This is a genomic window from Proteiniphilum sp. UBA5384 (assembly GCF_002410825.1).
In the GTDB taxonomy this organism is placed as follows: Bacteria; Bacteroidota; Bacteroidia; order Bacteroidales; family Dysgonomonadaceae; genus Proteiniphilum.
In genome coordinates, this window is record NZ_DHOS01000068.1 from 29,899 (window position 1) to 30,197 (window position 299).

At 43.1% G+C, this 299-nt stretch carries 1 protein-coding gene; it reads right to left on the minus strand.

The window, feature by feature from the left end:
* Positions 1–299 (minus strand): AraC family ligand binding domain-containing protein (locus B4G81_RS13475; protein ID WP_349678757.1); only part of this gene is annotated, 299 nt, incomplete at both ends.

Genomic DNA, 299 nt, shown 5'->3' on the forward strand with positions numbered 1-299 from the left:
ATTTTCTGTGCCGATTCTCTCGATTCGAAGTTGATGTTCTGTGCCAGAGATAAGATGGTTCCCAGTATATTGAAAACAATGCCGGCAAGATATTGCTGGGTGGCTCCCTTATCTTCCTTTGCAACCCGTATGGCTGTTGAGAACAGGTTGACCAGATCTTCATTCACTCCCACATTAAGTATCTGATTGTGGGGAGAAATAAATCCGTTGGCAACAATAGTGTCGATGATTTTTCCTTCAAAGCCTATGTAATACTCGTTCCACCCGGTTTCTTTTTGTGGACAGTAAGTATGCCACTG